Origin of the sequence: Dyadobacter psychrotolerans (genome assembly GCF_004349265.1) — a bacterium.
Lineage (GTDB): Bacteria > Bacteroidota > Bacteroidia > Cytophagales > Spirosomataceae > Dyadobacter > Dyadobacter psychrotolerans.
This window is the reverse complement of sequence record NZ_SMFL01000003.1, coordinates 458,530-478,362: the sequence shown is the minus strand read 5'-3', so window position 1 is coordinate 478,362 and position 19,833 is coordinate 458,530. Positions and strand designations below refer to the sequence as shown.

The following is a 19,833-nucleotide window of genomic DNA, read 5'->3' as shown; positions in this document are numbered from 1 at the left end:
TAAATTAAAAAATGAAATTACGGAAAAGGAATGGCTCTTACCAGTCAGCAGCTGATTTATTAAATATTTGCTGGATCAGGTTTTCCTGAATTGTTGGCAATAATCTTGCCTCGTTCTGGTCAAGTGTCTGATCCTGTGGGAAATCCGCATAATAAGTAAATGACTGGTCGAAATTTTTAGTTTCGTCTTTTCCATTTGTAAAACGAACCTGCACAGTAACGTTTAACCTGTTAAGTCCGGCCTGGTCATTCGCGGTAGGGGCTGCCGGAGTTACATCATAACCGGTAATTGAACCTTCCAGAATGAGATCACCGCCGCTGGGAAGGCTCGTAAGGCTGGTGTTTTTCTGGAAATATTCTTTCAGCTGCTCGGTAAGCCTTTGCGGCAGGTTAGCAGGTCCGCCTGCCGTACCCATCGTGAAGTTGACAACAGTAAAAGTTTTAAGATCCGGTGACAGGTTCGTTCCGCTGAATGAATAAATACCGCAGCTTGAAATGAAAAATGCAGAATTAAGAATCAGGAGTATCACCGTCACTCTTTTTGTAAAAGAAGTGATGTGTTTTTTATCAAAATTATTCTTTAAATTAAAATTCATTTTTGTCTGTTCGATTGCCATTACTCCTCTATATCGTACTGTTTAATTTTCCGATACAACGTTCGTTCTGAGATTCCCAATGCACTTGCGGCATATTTTCGTTTATTGTTATTCTTACGAAGCGCTTTGATGATCATTTCTTTTTCCTTGTCTTCCAGCGAAAGTGATTCTTCTTCTGCGGCAACATGGACCACATCTTCAATCTCACTGCGTTCGTCGGAGTATCTGTCCAGATCTACGTTTCGTGAATGGGGCGTAAGCAGGCGTGAAGGTTCTACTGTTGGCTGTGAGATAACAGGTTCGGGATTATTTAATGAGCTAAATAATTCCTGGTGATCTTTTAGAATTTCACCACCATATTTTTCATTTTCCAACACATTCAGAACCAGTTTTTTTAGCTCTGTCACATCCCGCCGCATGTCAAAAAGTACTTTATAAAGCAATTCTCTTTCTGAGAATGAATTAGAAGATTCGTCGTTATTGCGCATCGGTACCAGCGCCTTGCGACTCGACGGCTGCACCGGATTCAGATAATGGTTTAAAGTAGCAGCGGTTATTGGCAACTCCTTATCTGTTTCCAGGATGGTAATTTGCTCGGCAATATTTTTCAGCTGACGTATGTTACCGGGAAAAGCATACTGACCTAAAACTTCTCTCGCCTCCGCATCCAATCTCACCGGTTTCGTTCTGTACCGTTCGGAAAAATCATTGGTGAATTTGCGGAAAAGTAATAGAACGTCTTCACCCCGGTCGCGCAGGGGAGGAACATAAATCGGCACGGTGTTCAGTCTGTAATAAAGATCTTCCCGGAATTTTCCGTTGTTGACAGCTTCAAGCAGGTTTACATTCGTTGCGGCTACAACACGGACATTGGTTTTTAATACCTTTGACGAACCAACACGGATATATTCGCCGTTCTCCAGAACCCGAAGCAGACGTGATTGCGTCCCCAGCGGCATTTCTCCAACTTCATCAAGGAAAATCGTACCGCCGTTTGTTGTTTCAAAATATCCTTTTCGAGAGTCAAGTGCGCCGGTAAAAGCGCCTTTTTCATGACCAAAAAGTTCTGAATCAATCGTTCCTTCCGGAATAGCGCCGCAGTTGATCGCGATGAACGGTCCGTGTTTACGTGAGCTGATGCTGTGTATTATCTTTGAAAAGGATTCTTTACCACTACCGCTTTCACCGGTGATCAGTACGGTCAGGTCCGTCGCCGCTACCTGAATCGCAACATTGATGGCGTGATTCAGCACCGGAGAAGTACCAATAATTCCAAACCTGTTTTTTACAGCTTGTATTTCTGATGAATTCATTAAGATCGCGGTTGGCTATTGGCCTTCAGCACACAGCCTTTTATTGCGGGGATTTTCCCACACATGAAAAATTAATATAACATCACTTCTTCCTCTGCCAGTGCTTTTCCGCGCAGGGTTGCTGATGTAGTTTCGGTGATCAACACATTGACGTAATCGCCCTTTTTGAAATTTTCCTTTGGAAAAATAACCACTTTATTCTGGTCGCTTCTCCCGGACAGGTCATCCTGTGAACGTTTTGAAAAACCTTCCGCCAAAACACGCTGTAAAGTTCCAACCAGTTTCTTGTTTCTTTCTGCCGAAATACGCTGCTGAACAGCAATGATTTCTGCAAGACGGCGCTGTTTTAGTTCAGGCGATATGTCATCTTTATACTTCTTGGCTGCAGGTGTCCCGGGACGTTCCGAATAAGAAAACATATACCCGAAATCAAACCTTACATATTCCAAAAGTGAAAGAGAATCAAGGTGTTCTTCCTCCGTTTCAGTGCAGAATCCGGCAATCATATCATGAGAAATGCCACATTCATCACCTAAAATACGGCGGATGCTGTCAATTCTCTCCAAATACCAATCGCGGTCATAAGTACGGTTCATGATAGCAAGCATCCGGCTGTTGCCATGCTGGGCCGGCAAGTGAATATACTTGCAGATATTATCAAACTTTTTAATGGTATAAAGGACTTCGTCGGTAATATCTTTTGGATGAGAGGTGCTGAAACGTACACGCAGTTCAGGACTGATGGACGCCACCATTTCCAATAATTTTGCAAAGTTTATCTGCACAGGAAGGGCAGCAGAACCAATGACAGGGAATGAATTTGCTGCGTTATTTTCAGTACCGCTCCATTTGTAACTATCCACATTCTGCCCAAGCAGGGTCACTTCCTTAAAACCCTGATCATACAGATCCTGCGCTTCCTTAACGATCGAATAAGGATCACGGCTTCTTTCCCTTCCTCTTGTATAGGGCACAACACAGAAGCTACACATGTTATCGCAGCCGCGCATGATGGAAATAAGTGCAGTTACGCCATTAGAATTGAGGCGTACAGGAGAAATATCTGCATAAGTTTCTTCTCTTGATAAAAAAACATTAACACCTTTTTGACCTGTCTCTGCTTCTTCAACAAGACGGGGAAGGTCACGGTAAGCATCAGGGCCGGTTACGATGTCAACCATCTTTTCTTCTTCGAGCAATTTGGCTTTCAGACGTTCGGCCATACACCCCAGCACGCCAATGAGCATACCCGGCCGTTTCTTTTTATAGACGTTCAGTTGTTTTAGTCTTGTTCTTACCCGCTGCTCTGCGTTGTCACGTATCGCACAGGTATTCAGGAATATCAAATCTGCGTTTTCTGCATCCGAAGTGGTAGCAAAGCCTGCATTACGCATAACGGATGCCACAATTTCGCTGTCTGCAAAATTCATTTGGCAACCATAGCTTTCAATAAATAGCGTTTTCTTGCCTGCGGATGGCTCATTTTCAGAAATACGAACCGTTTCACATGCCTCTTTATCTGTATCTGTTAGTATTTTTAAACTCTGTGCAATTCTGTGCTCCATCTGACAGGGGAATTCAATTAGTCTGCGAATTTGAAATGCGAAGGTACAAAGAAATTAATAACAACTGACAAACTGTCATAGCGGAGGCCCAAGGATTTTGGTGTTATTGTTTGTTAAAATCGAATGCAACCGGGTGAGTCTAATTTTATTGTTTGGCTGTTTGATCGTTAAAAAATGTATTATAACAAACCTCAAATTTCCGACAGATTGTTCGGACCGAAACACTCAAACATCAACTAAAACGGATATCCAACCCCCAGGTTTATATTCAGGAAATTGGATTGGGTTCGTCTGAAAGGTTTGCCAGGATCAAATTCATCCAGAACGAACCTTCGGACGGAAGGATCGTAAACTTTTATCCCAAAATCGAAGCGGAGAATAAAAAAGGATAAATCGTAACGGATACCAAAACCGGAACCAATTGCGATGTCCTTTAAAAAATCGCCCGCTTTCAGATTTTGCTCACTGTCTGTACTGTTAAAGTTCCAAACGTTACCTGCGTCAATAAACAGCGCGTAATTGATATCTCCGAAAAAATGAGCGAGGTGACCACGATACTCAAGATTACCTTCAAGTAAAAATTCTCCGGGAGCTTCAATTGAAAAGTTGTTGTCAGTCCGTTTTGGTGGTGACGAACCCGGGCCTAACCGTCGTGGCAGCCAGGCACGTAAGCTATTCGATCCGCCGGCAAAAAAGTACTTTTCGTAAGGGGGTACGCTGCTTTCTCCATAACTGTAAATTGCACCGCTGTTCACCCGAGCCACAAAAGCAGACTGGCGGCCAACAGGCCAATATTTTCGGAAATCAACATTCCAGCGCAGGTATTTGTAAAATTGCAGACTGTCACGAAAAATATTTGTGATTAGTTTTTTCTGTCCGGGTAAAATATTCAGGGAAGTTCCGCCCGATTCCAGCGATACCCGGAAGTATCGCGCATTTTTTTGCGGTCCTGTAATTGAATTGGTGTTGTGAACATAGGTGAAGTTTACATCCGAAACAAAAGACTTTAAAAAGCTGTTTTTTAAATTATTACCCTGCAATTGAAGGTCATCGAGAAGTTTACTGAAATCGCCATCCAGGCGGGAAGTGTTCAATACGTTCAGGTCAACCAGTGACAAATTGTAAAGTGTAGTATTATCCGGCTGCCATGAGTACGTCATAGATGTTTTGAAATTGGTCCGTGAATACTCTGGTCGTTTTACATAATTATAACCCAGACCAACCTGCGTACGGGGGTTATAGGTAGAAACTCTTCTCCGGAAAAAATCCCCTGGAATAAGCAGTTTTGGGAAAAGAATAGAGGTATTTAATCCAATTTCTTCACTTCGATAGATTTTGCTGTTTAGGAAACCCGGAACCAGTTCAATTCCTCCGCGGAGGTTGGCCTCGAAGTTTTCCAATCCATTAAAAACATTCCGGATCTTATAGGAAAAGTTTGCAAAAGGGCCGGGCGCTCCTTGCAACTGGATGACGTTAAGTCCTACGTCGGTGGAAAACTGATACTTGTCAAGAGGTATTGCCTTAAATGTTCCCTGAATCCCTTTTCCTGTGGAATCCAGTTTATAGGTATAATTAACAAACCTGAACTGATCGGTAAGTGACAGCTGCCGCTGTGTATCCCTTTCCTTTTGCTGACTGTAAAATTCTCCTGGTCGCACCTGTATTTTACTGTCCAGAATTGAAGTTGAGAATTTTTTATCCAAAAAAGAATATTGAATTTTCCTTCGGGTAGAAGTTGTTTTCCTGAATAACGAGTCAGGAAGTCCTGACGGAGGCAGCACTTCAAAATTGACCGACGAAATGGTGTAGCGTGAAGCAACTTTGTCATCTGCGGGCATATCGACCATTACATTGATGTCTACAAGCTTGAAAAGACTATCGGTTTTTATATTGGTGATGGTATCGTTAACCAGATAATTAATATTCTGGCGGGAAAATCCCAGATAACCCTGATCTCTCAGCAATGTTTCAATACGAATCCTTTCTTCTTCAAACGCGTCTCCATCGTATCTTTTGCCAGCAACCAGCGGAGCGTCTTTAACATCCTCACGAATTAGGCTGTCGACCAGAATATTTTTTACCTGATAGTCGATATGGCGAATAATCGTCGGTCGATTCTCTTCAATAAAATAAGTGACTTTGATACGGTTAAAAATCGTATCCGGTTTAAATGTGACTATAGATTGAAAAAAACCGTTATTATAAAGATACTTCTGCATCTTTTCTGCATTTTTTGCAACCTCTCCATTGATAAAATAAACAGGTTCTTCACCTAAAACGCGCATCCAGAAATTGCCTTTTTCTGCTCTGGTTTGTGCCCTTTCCAGTTTCTTGGCATACCTGCGCTGTATTTTTTCCAGCTTTGCCGGATCATTTTCATGTAATCGCGATTCTTTCTGATAATTTTGCGTGACCTCAATTACTTTTCTCTGTTTTTCTTCCTTGTTGTAAAAAAGCTGCCCAAAACGGTAAAGACCGACATAAGGGAATAATGGAAGACCGAGTAAGCGGCGATTGGGCTTTTGAGGAATGAGGGCATCAAGCTCAGAGTCGCTGATTACCTGGTTGCCTTTCATGTATGAATTCCCGAGGTAATAACCCTGGGATTGAAAAGCGGACTTTTGGGCGCAGGAAGACAGCCCTAAAAGAATAAGGATCAGATACCAACAATACGTAAACTTATACTTACTATTCAATGCTTTCCAAAAATCGTATTAAGTACATCAATTCACTGAAAATCAAAAAGTACCGTCAGCTTAGTCAGGCTTTCATTGTAGAAGGGACCAAGAGTGTACTTGAATTGTTAGATTCAGATTTTACAGTTGAGTTTGTGTTAGCCACCACGGAATTTCAGCAAAAATACTCAACTATTTCAAGCCAGCACAAAACTCTTTTCGAAACCGTCACATTACAGGAATTGCAGGGACTTGGATCTTTCCAAACCAACGACTCCTGTCTGGCCGTAGCGAAAACGAAACAAAACGATTTTTTGTGTGCAGAAAACAATGAATATGTACTTGTACTTGATGATGTGAGTGATCCCGGAAACCTGGGAACCATCATCCGTATTGCAGATTGGTATGGAATTAAAAAAATAATCTGCTCTGAGACAACGACGGATTTGTATAATCCGAAAGTAATCGCGGCCAGCAAAGGTTCTTTTACACGCGTCGACCTTTTTTACACTTGTTTGCCGGTTTATCTGGCTGAAAATGCAAAAAGCGCTATGGTAGGGGGGGCTTTTCTTGGCGGTGAATCTTTATACGATTTTAGTTTTAGTTCAAAAGGCGGATACATCGTAATGGGAAATGAATCCAATGGGGTTGGTGCCGAGGTGGAAGCATTTGTAACACACAGGATCACGATACCAAGATTTGGAGAAGCCGAATCTCTGAATGTAGGGATTGCAACGGCCGTGATTTTAGATAACATGCGGAGGCAAATGGGTGCAGAGCTTAAAGCATAGGCGTAACCCAAAATCCCATGCCCTAAGCCCAATGCCCTTTACTCATGTGCGGCCTTGTGAGACAGTTCCTCGGCGTATTCTTTGCCTAAATAATTATCGATAAAATAATGGGCTATATAAAGAATTGGTGTAAGCATGATCGCGACGAGTCCTTTGTAAAGATAGTTGATGCTCCCAACGGAGAAAACCTGTTTAAGGTCCCAGTTGCCAAAGACATAAAATGCGATAGCAATAACCAGGAAGCTGTCTATCAGCTGTGAAAACATGGTTGAACCGGTTGCCCGAAGCCACATGTATTTGCTTCCTGTTTTTCTTCTTAGCCAGGAAAAAACCGATACATCCAGCAACTGGCCTAGTAAAAAGGCTACGATAGAACCAACCATTATGCCAAGTCCCTGATTAAAAATCCGGGAAAAAGCATCGTTGATATTAAAAGCATTTCCCTGATTATCTGTCCCGTTCAAATCCAGCCAGAACTGTGCGGGCGGAAGTTTTGTAGCGACCAAAACGGTAATAAAGGTGTAAATAATAAATATTGCTGTGAGATAAGAAATACGTTTGACACCTTTTCTGCCAAAATATTCATTGATAATATCGGATGTGATAAAAACAACAGGCCAGTTTATCACACCGGCAGTCATGTTAAAATCTAGCCTTTGTCCGCCAATAAGTAACTGAGCGGGAGCAACTCCCAACAGTGATTCAACCGAGAATATTTTTCCGCCAATGATCTCTGCAATCAAGGCGTTGGTGAGAAAAATTCCGCAAAGCAAAAGAAAAAGGCGCTGTCTTTTTTGCTCTGATACCGCTGGTTGTTCCATGGAAGTGAGGAGTGATTTTGAAAGTAGGTTTGGAAAATATTTCGGAGAATAAAAAATAATAGGCAGTCGGCATTCAGTTAAAACTGCAAATTTCTTTACAGCATAAATCTGATAGCCGACTGCCGATAGTTTGGTAAATTAAGCAATTACGTCTTCAACAGTTCGCGTTGACAACACGCGTTTGGTTTCCAGGAAAAACTCAATTTTGTCCATTGCCTGATTTAATTCATCGACGGTTGGAAGGATAACAATCCGGAAATGATCATCGCCGGCATAGTTAAATCCTGTTCCCGGAACGACTAGCACTTTTTGTTCACTGAGCAAATCGTACACGAATTGCTCATCTGTTTTTAAGCCAAATTTTTTAAGATCAATTTTCGGGAAAACATATAAAGAACCCTTTGGTTTGACACAGGTAATACCGGGAATGGACGTCAGCCGGTCATAAACCAGGTTGATCTGTTTGTATAATCTTCCCGTTGGTGCCACCAGTTCCTTAATACTTTGATATCCGCCGAGAGCAGTCTGAATCGCATATTGGGTCGGAACATTTGCACAAAGACGTAAGCTCGCAAGAAGTAGCAGACCTTCGGTATAGGATTTTGCTTTTTGCTTCGCTCCGCTCAGGATCATCCAGCCGCCGCGAAAGCCTGCAGAACGATAATTTTTAGAAAGACCACCATAGGAAACACACAAAGTATCTGTCACCAGCGATCCCATCGGATAATGAACAGCTCCGTCGTAAAGTATCTTATCATAAATTTCATCAGAAAAAATGATGAGCCCGTGTTCCTCAGCCATTTTTGCAATGCCCAGCAGAACATCTTTTTCATAAACGGCGCCCGTCGGATTGTTTGGGTTGATCAGTACAATTCCTTTGGTTCTGGAAGAAATCTTACTTTCCATATCTTCCAGATCCGGGTTCCAGTCTGACGCTTCGTCGCAAACGTAGTGCACCGGTTTCCCGCCGCTCAGTGCCACGGCAGCCGTCCATAATGGATAATCAGGACTTGGAACAAGAATCTCATCTCCCGGATTCAGCAAAGCCTGCATAGAAAGCAGGATTAGCTCACTCACACCATTTCCAATAAAAATATCATTAATTTCAACATCCTGAATCCCAATTGTTTGGGTGTAATGCATGACAGCCTTACGGGCGGCAAACAAACCACGGGAATCAGAATAACCTTGTGCATTTCGTAGATTCATAATGATATCGTGCACGATTTCATCAGGAGAATCAAAACCAAAAGGGGCGGGGTTGCCAATATTCAGGTTATGAATTTTAAAGCCCTGACTTTCGAGTTCCAGTGCTTTCTGATACGTAGCACCTCTGATTTCATATTTCAGGTTGTTGAGGCGCTGGCTTTTGAGGAATTCCATGATCTGATCATCTAATGATTCTCAAAGTTAAGGAAATTTCAGGATCGTCACAGAGCAAAGAAAAATATTGTAAAAAAGCAAAAAGCCGCCGCAAGTTGTATGCGACGGCTTTTGTAATCTTGATTTGTTACTATTGCTTATCCCACCAAACTCTCGACTTCATCGTTTCGACCGGACTAAGAAAACCCGGCCCCGCTTCCAGTGAAGCTCGGTTAAGGTTTAATTCGAGCTGCGGATAAGGTAACCGGCGTGGAATAACTCCTCCTGAATAGTTTACAGTGGGAACAGTTAGCATTGGAATGGCTGTTCTGCGCCAGTCTACCCATGATTCGTATGGTGCCTGATACATGGTGATCCATTTTTGCTCCATAATGCGGTTGAGCGTGTTATCGTATTTTACACCCGCCGTCGTCAGGTACGCTTCGGCACCTGTTACACCAAGCGCAGTAAAATCGTTTTTGACTGCTGCGTCGTAAGCGGTAGCTGCGGCGGCCTGATTGCCCTTTCTAAACTGTGCTTCGGCAATGATAAACTGTACTTCGGCCGCACTTAAAAACACAACCGGTGAAGTAGCAGAGGCATAAAAACTACCTACACGTGAATATTTGGTTTCACCTGAATCGTCATCATTGACACCCGGACCGTTACCAACATACTGCCCTTTGTTAGCTCCATTCACTATTCCCTGAAAGTAAACCGGAATCCGGGGATCCGCAAGTGCTTTCATCCTGTTAACAATAGTGCTTGCAACGGCCTGATCTTTTCTCCCTGAAAGAACATCAAACTGGTAGATGGGGTTGGAATTTGAGGCGTTGGAACCGAATACAACCTGTGCATTGTCTGCGCTTGTTGTGATCAGGGCCGGATTTGTAGCAAGGAAATCGGCAGCTGCATTGGGCTGCACTTTGCTTTGATGGTTGTACAGACGCAGCTTAAGTGAGTTTGCAAATTTCTCCCACTTTGTTACATCGCCAGCGTATACGCGGTCGTCGGTACCGGGCTTGGTTCCCTGTCCAGATTTCACATTTGCAATTCCCTGATCCAGCATGGCAATTAGCGCGGGATAAATGGTATCCTGCCTGTCATAAGCTGGTGATACATTCTCCGTACTAAGCAGTGCTTCTGCATAAGGAATATCTCCATACATATCGGTAAGGATTGAAAAAGTATGTGCCATGGTGATCTGCGCAATCCCTGTATATATCTTGTCTCCGCTAACATCGGCCTTGCCAATTACCGCTTTCATCTGGGTTAGTACAGAAGTGTACATATTGCTCCAGTACGTATCCGTGGTAGAGGCATTGAAGGTAAATTGAGCATATTCCAGAGGCTGACCGCGGTGCCCACCATAGTACTGCATAATGGAACCTGTATAACGCGATGCATCACCACCCAGGGTATATGCAAGGTTCACTTGTGCTGCAGGAAGGATAGTACGTAAAGGAACGTCCGTAAAGGAATTCGGATCGGTATTGATATTCAGGCTATCCTGGCAGGACGTTGCTGCTGTAAGCAGTATTACTGCCGCCAAAAGCTGTGTTTTATATTTTTTATTTAAAAATTTCATGGTTTTCGTTTTTAGAAAGTGAGCTTAAGATTAACACCCAAAGAACGCGTAGAAGGATAAGCCATGCGGCTGGCACCCTGGCCATTGTTTGTTCCGAAAGAGCTGGATTCGGGATCGATGTCCGGAACTTTGGTCCAAAGTGCGAGGTTACGGCCATAAACGCCCAGATCGATTGCCTGAAGGATACCTTTTTTAATGGTAAAGGTGTATGACAAGTTCGCTTCACGTAATTTCACCCAGTTATTTTTGTAGGTATGTGCTTCTGCGTTTGCTCCTCCAATGTATCCATACCAATCCTGATCTTTAACAGCGGCAATATCATTCGCGCTTCCGTCTTCTTTAATTCCGTCAAAAATAATTTCAGAACCACGATCAAGTGTTCTTGTTGTAACACCATAGGTATCCATCAACTGCGATGTACCGCTAAAAATATATCCCCCCTGGCGGGTGTCAAATAGTGCCGAAAGCCGTAATCCTTTATAACTAAAAGTATTTGTGATTCCGCCCGTCCAGTTGGGTTCAATATATCCAAGTGCTAAACCATCCTCCAATATAGGATAGCCATCAGTATCTGTGTAAATTTTACTATTTGGCAAAGGCTTACTTTCAGCATCTTTTTCTCTTGAATACCCTGCACCAATAATGGTTCCATAACGTTCGCCCTTAACAGCATAAATAGCGGGGTTTCCGCTAAATCCACCTAAATAAAGCTTGTCCAGATCCTGGTAAAGTTCATTTACCACGGTTCTGATGCGGCTATATACGACACCGATATTCCAGTTAAAATCCTTCGTTTTGATTACATTCAGGTCAAGCGCCAGTTCAATTCCCTGGTTGGTGGTTTTACCTGAATTTACAATCAGGTTTGATGCACCCGTACTTGGTGCTACATCCAGAGAGATAATGCCATCCGTATTTTTATTATTGAAATAGGTAAAGTCTAGTCCTAAGCGGTTTTTAAGAAACTTAAGTTCTACACCTACTTCGATTTCGCGGGTAAACTCCGGTTTTAACGTCGGGTTATTAACTGTTGAGTTGACCATATAACCTGGTAATCCTAAATAAGGAAAAGAAATACCATCAGTGAATCCATCAGCGGCTGTTGCTAAAATGTAGGTATTTTGCAGACGGTAAGGATCAGTATCACGGCCGGTTTTAGCCCATCCAAGCCGTATCTTTCCGAAATTAAGTACGTCTTTGTTTAAGTCGAACGCATCTGTAAAAACAAAAGAGGCATTAACACCTGGATAAAAGAAGCTTCTGTTTGCTTCCGGCAAAGTAGACGACCACTCGTTACGCACAGTAACACCCAGGAAAAGATAATTTCGGAAGTCAAATCTTAAATCTCCAAAAGTACCTATCAGGTTACGTTTTGTGTGGTATTCGTAGTCAGGATCAAAGGCTGTTGCGTTGTTCATATGTGCCACACCTGGCAGGGCCAATGCAGTGGCAGTCTGGTTGGTGCGGTCATATTTACGCTGGTTGTAATCATGTCCCAAAGACAATGTTGCCGAAATATCTTCAGAGAAATTGTGGCTCAGATTAGCTACAAATGTAGAGTTGATCTGCTGGCGGCTGCGGATGTCGTTAGACAAATATCCGTTTGGATTACCTCCCGTATAAATATCCCTAAAAGCTTTTCGATTATCCGTATATTGGTCAATACCAAGACGATAGGTGAAATTAAGCCAGGATGTTGCCGTGTAGCCGAAATTTATGTTTCCGGTAATGTGGTCATTTTTTGTATTAAAAAAAGTTTTGTTCACCGTCCAGAAAGGATTGTCAAAAGCACCTCCGCGGAAGTTGATCTGGCGGCCGGTTGTCGGGTTTACATATCCGTAACCGTTCAGGTCCCAGCTTACCGGAGCGTGAAAGAGGGAGAAAAACGGGTTGTTTCCATCCTGACCTGTATACGGCACATCACCATTGCTTTTGGTATAACCTACACTGATTCCGGCTGTAAGTTTGTCTGTTAAATTGGTCGACACATTGGCGCGGAAGTTGGCCTTGTTGTAGCCCTGGTTTGGTACAATGGCTGTTTGTTTATTCTGGCCAAGCGACAAGTAAAAAGAAGTCTTTTCCAGCGTTTGCGCAACAGAAACGTTGTTGTTGATCGTTACTCCGGTTCTCAGAAAATCGGCTCTTGGGTCGTGTACGCTAAGCGTTGTTGTTCCTCCGGCAGCTGCACTGGTTACCTGCTGACCGGTAATTTCCGGTCCCCACGAAAGTGAAGTTCCTTCCTGATAATTCCCACGGCTTCCCTGGGCAAATTTTGTCTGATATTCTGGCAGACGTAATGCGTTATCAATGCCTACGTTGGTATTAACCGTGATAACGGGCTTGCCTTTTGTGCCTTTTCCGGATTTGGTTGTAATCAGGATAACCCCGTTGGATCCTCTGTTCCCGTATAACACAGAGGCAGCACTTCCTTTAAGTACACTAACCGATTCGATATCATTTGGGTTGATGTCCGCAACACGGTTGGGCGTGGCCGCTCCGGATACTTCGTTGGCCGCACCGTTTCCGTCATTATCGTTACTTACGGGTACACCATCGATTACAAACAAAGGTTCGTTATTGCCGGAAATGGATTTTGCACCTCCGCGTATTGTAATACGTGCCGCCTGTCCGGGAGCACCGCTTCCGGCAATCACCTGCAGACCGGCAACTTTTCCATTCATGGAGTTGACAAAGTTTTGTTCCGGCACTTTGTTTACCACATCCCCTTTAATCTCGGACACTGCATAACCAAGTGAGCGTTTTTCTCTTTGAATTCCCTGGGCTGTAACTACGACTTCCTGTAACTGGCTGACGTCATTCTTCAGATTAACATTGATTACAGACTGTGAGCCAACGGCTATTTCCTGAGTCTGGAAGCCAATAAAGCTAAAAACCAAAGTGCTGCCAGAGCTGGTTGTGATTGAAAATTTTCCTTCGGCATTGGATGTCGTTCCTTGGGATGTTCCTTTGACGCTGATATTAACACCGGGTAAAGTGGAGCCGTCTTCACCAGTAACTTGCCCTGTCACTGTGAGATCTTGTCCGTAGGCCTGCATACTTAACAGTAAAACAGACAGGCAGAATAACGATAGAATCTTCTTCATAGCTTTTTGTATTTATTAAGTTTGTCGTTAACATAATTGTACAAAAGTATAATTTGAAAAATCCTATGCAAATGTGCAGATTTTAAATTTTATTAAAAATGATAGGAATTCATGCCTTATTTTATGGAAAACATTCTAAATAAGCTGTTTGATTGCCATTTTGGCAATTTTTAAAAACAAAAAATATTTTACTAAATGTTGAATTTATTTTAAATACAGGTTTATTTCAAAAACCGGAATTCTATAAAACACAAAGAGCCGGCCCGAAAGCCAGCTCTTCTTCAATATCAGACAATTTTATCTTGAATGTTCGAACTTCCAAACCTCTTCCCAGGCAGTCCTGATACTTGGAGGGGCCGCAACAGCGCTTGGCTGAATCATCCAGTAACTGATACTGATGGTTTTGGCTGTTGGGTTATACAAATTGACTCCCGCAGGATTTAATTTGGCAGAACGCGTATTAGCCGGTGCTGGCTGACCAAAGTAATTAGTGACAGCAACGATTTTGTCAGTCGCAGGATCAAACTCTACTACCGGAGCGAAACTTCCGAATCCACTTACACCTGTTCCCGTCCAAAACGGAGTAATAGGGCTTCCGTAATATTCATAGTCCACAACAACGCACTGGGTAGCCGAAATTGTTTCAAGTGTATATTCAAGCACACGACCAGTACTATACAAACCTACAAATGCCGGGTTCACAAAGTCAGTCATTTTTCCGGTTACAGTGTAAACTCCATCATACTTATTTTTAGCATTCAGATTCAAAAGGATTGTTCCGAAATTTCCGCTGATAATACCACTTGATACAGATTTAATCTGAATTGGCAGTACATAAGCTTTGCTGAAATCGAAGTTTGCACTTTTTATTTTCAATGCTACAACTGCCGTTCTTTGTCCTTTAGGTATAACCACCGTTGCTGGCAAAGTATACAGTGTCGTTGGAATAAGTTCGTATTCTGTTTCCTGCTCTTCGTTGTATTGAGCTATCGCAGGCGTATCGATTCCAAGCGTAACTGTAATGTCTTCCGGAGCAACGTCAGCGCCTGAGTAGCTAACTGTTATAGGATAGTCATTTTCAGGAGCCAGATCAAAAGCTTTTGTATACATAGAATATTTGCTTCCTGATGGAGATAAAAAGCTACCAGGATTTTTAAATTCTATGACATTGGTCGACTTGTCCGGATCCAATGTTATATCGTCCTTTAAACAGGATGTGAAAGCAAAAGTAAGCAATGCAAGTCCTGCTATTTTAAATGAATTTTTCATATTTTTTTCTAATTAATTAGGATCCCAAAAAATTAAGTCGGTAAACTGATTTACCACTTTGTAATTACCCGCATTCAGTGATTGTTCTGACGATGGATACAAAACTCGTGATGGTAACTTGTCGGCTCTTGTAGAGGCAGATAGTAATGAAGCGATGTTATGATACGCGTCACCATTTGGAGCTGTCACAGGATAAGTTGTTCTGCGGAACTCATTATAACCTTCGTCAGAGTTTACCATGTTAACGGCAATATACTTTTGGGTAATAATCGCTTCAAGTCTCTGAGCCGCTGTTGTAGCAAGGGCTATATTCACCAGATAGCTTTCAGGATTTGCAGATTTGTAAGTAGCAACATCAGTAGCAACATTTTTAGTAGCAGAAACTGTATTTGTTACATCTTTATACAAATATGTAAAAGAAGCTGTGATACCTGAATTGAAAGAAGCTATGTAATCACCAGTTATATATCCTTTCAGCTGAGCTTCAGACTGAAGGAAATATGATTCAGCTGCAAGTATAAGTGGCTGTCCCATAGACGGTCCCTTTAATACACCCAACGCATTGCTAATGCTGCTAGCACTGCTGAAAGTTCCAGTGTACCATGTTGAGTAACTTGTAACCACCGCAGGGGCATCAACTTCATTACCTAATTGATTAACCGGCGTTGTAGTTGCAGCAGAGAAGTTTTTGTAAATAACCGATCCACGGCCAACATCTGTCAACTTTTGGCCTTTGTAAAATCCGAAAGCGAATTTAGTAGGGATGCGTGAAGAGTTTGCCAAAGCACCTGCTGTGGTATAACCCCAAGTGTTCCAGGTTGGATTTGGCTTATCTTTAACATAACCAGGGTTTACAATCGCGTCATCAGAAATAAAGCCAAGTGTTTTGTCAAGTGATGCAAACTGAGCAGTAGTGAAGGCTGCAAGTGCTGGTACACCTGAAATACGGATAAGCATTCTAAGCTTGATCGTGTTAGCAAATTTCTTCCACTTGGTCATGTCTCCGCCAAACAATGGATCTGATGAAGAAGTAAGTGGAGTAGAGCTGGCTCCTGCATCAATTGCTGCAATTGCAGCAGTCAATTTAGTAATCAGATCCTGGTAAATAACAGGGCCTTCATCATACTTGGGAGTAAGATTCGCATTGTTTTGAAGCGCCTCAGTGTAAGGAACATTATTAAATGCATCTACAAGGCGGGCATAATTAAGTGCTGTCATGATTTTAGCCGCAGAGTTCGCATAAGCAAAACTTGCATTGCCCTCCGTCTGGTCAATCACATATTTATAATCCTGAAGATTGTCATACGTATTAACCCAGATTCCGTTGTAAGTATCCGGAACAAGCTGGTAGTTAAACAATAGACCAAATCCGGAAAATCCACCGGCATTGGCCTGATAGCCACCGAAATGCAGACCGTAGTTATTGTACTGACTGGCAATACTGGCAGAACCAACAATGGCTTGCGGAAGCACTAGTTCAGGAGTTGCTGAAGTCGGGCTGTTGGGATTGTCATTGATATCCAGATAATCCTTACATGAAGTGGTGGCCGCTATCAACAGGACCAGCATCAAGTATATACTATATTTTTTCATCATCTTTTTAATTAAAATGTAAGTGATAAAGAACCTCCGAAATACCTCGCAGGAGGAGTTTGTGCTAAGTTGGTAAAACCAACTGCATTACTGTCTGATCCGTTTGAACTGTATTCAGGATCGGTATAAAGGTTTGATTTCGGAACCCAGATAAACAGATTACGTCCTTGTACACTGATAGTTGCTGACTGAATAAACCTGGTTTTAGACAAGATCGATTTTGGTAAGTCATATCCAAGGGTTGCTTCACGTAATTTCCAGAAACCTGCTGAGTTTGCATAGTTTTCACCGATCGTCGTGTTACGCGTTCCGTCAGTCCAGAAATCAGCACCACCACTTCTCACGGCAATGTTGGTATTTTCGATGTAGTTTCCATCTGCTCCCAAATAAGAAGAATTAGGAATCACAAAACGATCTCTGTTAAACCAGGCTGTGCGGATACCAGCTCCTGAGAAATCATATCCTGTTGAAACAGCGTTGTATATGTAGTGACCATTACGATATTCGAAAAGAATACTAAAACGAAGGTCTTTATACTTAATTGTAGAATTAAGACCCAAAATGTGAGGCGGGTTTGTTACGCCCAGATCATGAAATGTACCGTTTGTAGCAGGATAACCCGTGATAGGGTCAACAATAATTCTTCCCTGTGGATCTCTGTTATATTCCGTTACCTGAAGCAACGGGAAAGGCTGTCCCACTTTTGCAATGATTCTAGAGTTAGTCCCGGATTCGGATATAGAAAGTTCACTTGCACTTTCAGACAACGATATAACTTTGTTTTTGTTGAATGTGTAGTTACCACCCACTTCTACTGAGAGTCCAAAAGTAGTTTTGATTGGAGTAAATCTCAGATATGACTCAATCCCTTTATTCTCAACCTCACCCACGTTGGTAAGCAAAGTGCTGTAACCGGTTGAGAGTGGTGTTTGTACTGAAATCGTCTGATCTACTGTGTTTGTTTTATAAAAAGTTACTCCACCCGAAATTAGCATTGGAGCAAATTCAAAGTCCAATCCACCTTCGAATCCTGTTGTAATTTCAGGTTTCAGATTGTTTGATACCAGCGTGTTGTTTTGTGTAAAACCAGCACCGCTTGTATAAGGATAGCCATAAGCCTGAGAGAATGTACTCAGCAATTGGTAAGCACCAAGGTTGGTAGAGTTTCCTAGGTTAACTTGTCCAACCTGTGAATAACCGCCGCGAAGTTTTAAGCTTTCCAGAACGGCGTTTTCTTTAAGAGCAGGTATAGCGTCCGTTGCAATGAAAGAAACGTCAACCGAAGGATAGAAGAACGAACGGTTTTCTTTCGCAAGAACTGATCTCCAGTCATTTCTACCAGTTGCATGAACGTAAAGGAACTCTTTATAACCCAATCTTAACTCGCCATAAAGCCCAATTTGTCTTGTTTTATAGTTCGCTTCTCCGGCCGCCGGGTTATTAAGGCTGTTACCAATGTTGTACAAGCCTGGAATTACCAAACCATTAGCGCTTACAGATACATCTTTTCTGCTGTTTTCACGAAATGTTGTTCCCGCAACCAGATTAAAAGAAATATCCTGGGTCAGGTTCGTTTTGAATTCTGCAATAAGATCATTAACAAGCTGTGTTGTAAATCCGCTATAATCAGCTACGTTACCTGCGATGTCTGTTTTAGATCCTCCGGATATACTTTTAGTGTAGTCGCTATATGTAAATTTTCCTGTTGTTGTCTTTCCTGAAAGGTTTCTGGCACTTATACCAGTACGATAAATAAATGTCAAAGGCTTAATCGGATTGAATCTGAGTTCTAAATTTCCCTGAAAATAATCGTTTCTGCTTTTTGTCCTGTTATTTGCCAACGTAAAATACGGATTTTGGAAATACTCATTGTAAAATCCGTTTGGATTAGCAAAAGGATCAGTTTCCCAATTTTTGTATTTCGTGATATCCACCTGTGATGGAGACATTAGCAGGTTTTGATATGCCGCTGCGTTTTGGCTGCTTTGATCGTAACGGTTGGCAATGAAGTTGGTATTAAAACTGGCAGTCAATGTTTTACTGATGTGTCTTACTGCATTAGCCCGTACACTGTATCTTTTATACTTTTCTCCGGGTACAGTTGATTTTTGATCAAAATGCTGAGCTGAAAGATAAAAGGTACCTTTTTCGTCACCTGACGAAATACTGAAGTCAGTTTGATTCGCAATACCTGTTTTCCAGAAATCTTCTCTTGAATTTTGAGCAGAGTAAGGAACAGTCTGAATTGAACCATCTTCAAGTGGTTTTCCGATTTCAACCATAGAGCCGTCAAATGCCGGTCCATACTGCTGATTTTCAAAAGGTGTGTAAGTTGGTACGTCATCCGGAGTCGTTCCTGAGCCGAATCCTGACTGGAGCTGAGGAAGGAAACTTACTTTCTCAATTGTCGCTGTGTGTCCGATCCTGAATTCGGTTTTTCCCAATTTACCTTTTTTCGTAGTTACGATAAGCGCTCCGTTAGAAGCATCAGAACCGTAAAGTGCCGCAGCACCTGCACCATTCAAAACCTGGATATCCGCAATATCTTCTGGGTTGATGTTACCAAGAATGTCACTGGTTGAGATCATGTTGTCAATAATAACCAGCGCCTGGTTGTTACCTGTCAAAGATCTGTTACCTCTTAATACAAGACGGTAGCTAGGATTAACACCACTTGATGTAGACTGAACCAAAAGGCCAGGTACACGTCCTGACAAACTCGCTGCAACACTCGTTGCCTTTCCCTGAGTAATTTCCTGAGACCGGATTGTCGTGGCCTGGTTACCAAGCTCTCTGCGTTGTGCAGTCAAACCGCCCGCTGTAATTACTACCTCATTAAGAGAAAGTTCGTCCAGCGTCATTACAATGTTTAATGTTCCTGCTGCAGGAGCTTTTACTTCCTGATTTAAAAAACCCACGAAGGAAAAAATTAGATTTTGACCGGCTCTTACATCGATCGTGTACTCGCCCTTGTCATTGGTAAGTGTACCTGCATTGCTTCCGGCAACTCTGACGGTCACACCCGGGAGTGGTGAACTGTCGTCTTTTGAAGTGACCGTTCCGGAAACGGTACGTTCCTGGGCATAGACTTGTGTACATAAGAGTAACAAGCACCCCAGCAGGGATAATAGAGTCTTCCTCATACTTTAAATAAATA

At 42.4% G+C, this 19,833-nt stretch carries 12 protein-coding genes; 1 reads left to right on the top strand and 11 read right to left on the bottom strand.

The features are described from left to right. Nucleotides 1-37: 37 nt before the first annotated feature. The 4 genes from E0F88_RS09725 to tamL form a co-directional block, all read right to left on the bottom strand. The gene (locus E0F88_RS09725) at nt 38-595 is read right to left on the bottom strand and encodes an LptE family protein (protein ID WP_131958041.1); all 558 of its coding nucleotides are present in this window, start codon (nt 593-595) and stop codon (nt 38-40) included. 20 nt (nt 596-615) lie between these two features. Continuing rightward, nucleotides 616-1,908: a sigma-54 interaction domain-containing protein gene (locus tag E0F88_RS09720; RefSeq protein ID WP_131958040.1), complete on the bottom strand. Its 1,293-nt coding sequence runs from the start codon at nt 1,906-1,908 to the stop codon at nt 616-618. A gap of 71 nt (nt 1,909-1,979) precedes the next feature. Further along, nucleotides 1,980-3,473 (bottom strand): tRNA (N6-isopentenyl adenosine(37)-C2)-methylthiotransferase MiaB, encoded by a 1,494-nt coding sequence (gene miaB / locus E0F88_RS09715; protein WP_131958039.1) that lies wholly within the window; start codon nt 3,471-3,473, stop codon nt 1,980-1,982. Between the two features lie 236 nt (nt 3,474-3,709). Next, on the bottom strand, nt 3,710-6,169 hold the full coding sequence (gene tamL / locus E0F88_RS09710; RefSeq protein ID WP_445447116.1) for a translocation and assembly module lipoprotein TamL: 2,460 nt from the start codon (nt 6,167-6,169) through the stop codon (nt 3,710-3,712). Here tamL and E0F88_RS09705 point away from each other — a divergent pair. Next, on the top strand, nt 6,169-6,939 hold the full coding sequence (locus E0F88_RS09705) for an RNA methyltransferase (protein WP_131958037.1): 771 nt from the start codon (nt 6,169-6,171) through the stop codon (nt 6,937-6,939). The two genes, tamL and E0F88_RS09705, sit on opposite strands and share 1 nt — an antisense overlap. Before the next feature lie 38 nt (nt 6,940-6,977). Here the strand turns inward: E0F88_RS09705 and E0F88_RS09700 are convergent, their stop codons facing one another. The 7 genes from E0F88_RS09700 to E0F88_RS09670 all read right to left on the bottom strand — a co-directional run bounded on the left by E0F88_RS09700 (nt 6,978) and on the right by E0F88_RS09670 (nt 19,819). Continuing rightward, nucleotides 6,978-7,760 (bottom strand): queuosine precursor transporter, encoded by a 783-nt coding sequence (locus tag E0F88_RS09700; RefSeq protein WP_131958036.1) that lies wholly within the window; start codon nt 7,758-7,760, stop codon nt 6,978-6,980. Nucleotides 7,761-7,898: 138 nt separating this feature from the next. Further along, nucleotides 7,899-9,143 carry a pyridoxal phosphate-dependent aminotransferase gene (locus tag E0F88_RS09695; RefSeq protein WP_131958035.1) on the bottom strand — a complete coding sequence of 415 codons (1,245 nt, stop codon included), beginning with the start codon at nt 9,141-9,143 and terminating at the stop codon, nt 7,899-7,901. Between the two features lie 130 nt (nt 9,144-9,273). Beyond that, nucleotides 9,274-10,710, bottom strand: coding sequence for a SusD/RagB family nutrient-binding outer membrane lipoprotein (locus E0F88_RS09690; protein WP_131958034.1), 1,437 nt, complete (start codon nt 10,708-10,710; stop codon nt 9,274-9,276). Nucleotides 10,711-10,721: 11 nt separating this feature from the next. Continuing rightward, nucleotides 10,722-13,814 carry a SusC/RagA family TonB-linked outer membrane protein gene (locus tag E0F88_RS09685; protein WP_131958033.1) on the bottom strand — a complete coding sequence of 1,031 codons (3,093 nt, stop codon included), beginning with the start codon at nt 13,812-13,814 and terminating at the stop codon, nt 10,722-10,724. A gap of 297 nt (nt 13,815-14,111) precedes the next feature. Further along, nucleotides 14,112-15,083, bottom strand: coding sequence for a DUF1735 domain-containing protein (locus E0F88_RS09680; protein WP_131958032.1), 972 nt, complete (start codon nt 15,081-15,083; stop codon nt 14,112-14,114). 12 nt (nt 15,084-15,095) lie between these two features. Next, the gene (locus E0F88_RS09675; protein ID WP_131958031.1) at nt 15,096-16,679 is read right to left on the bottom strand and encodes a SusD/RagB family nutrient-binding outer membrane lipoprotein; all 1,584 of its coding nucleotides are present in this window, start codon (nt 16,677-16,679) and stop codon (nt 15,096-15,098) included. An 8-nt stretch (nt 16,680-16,687) separates the two neighbouring features. Continuing rightward, entirely contained in the window at nt 16,688-19,819 is a 3,132-nt protein-coding gene (locus E0F88_RS09670; protein WP_131958030.1) for a SusC/RagA family TonB-linked outer membrane protein, read from the bottom strand. Between the last annotated feature and the right edge of the window lie 14 nt (nt 19,820-19,833).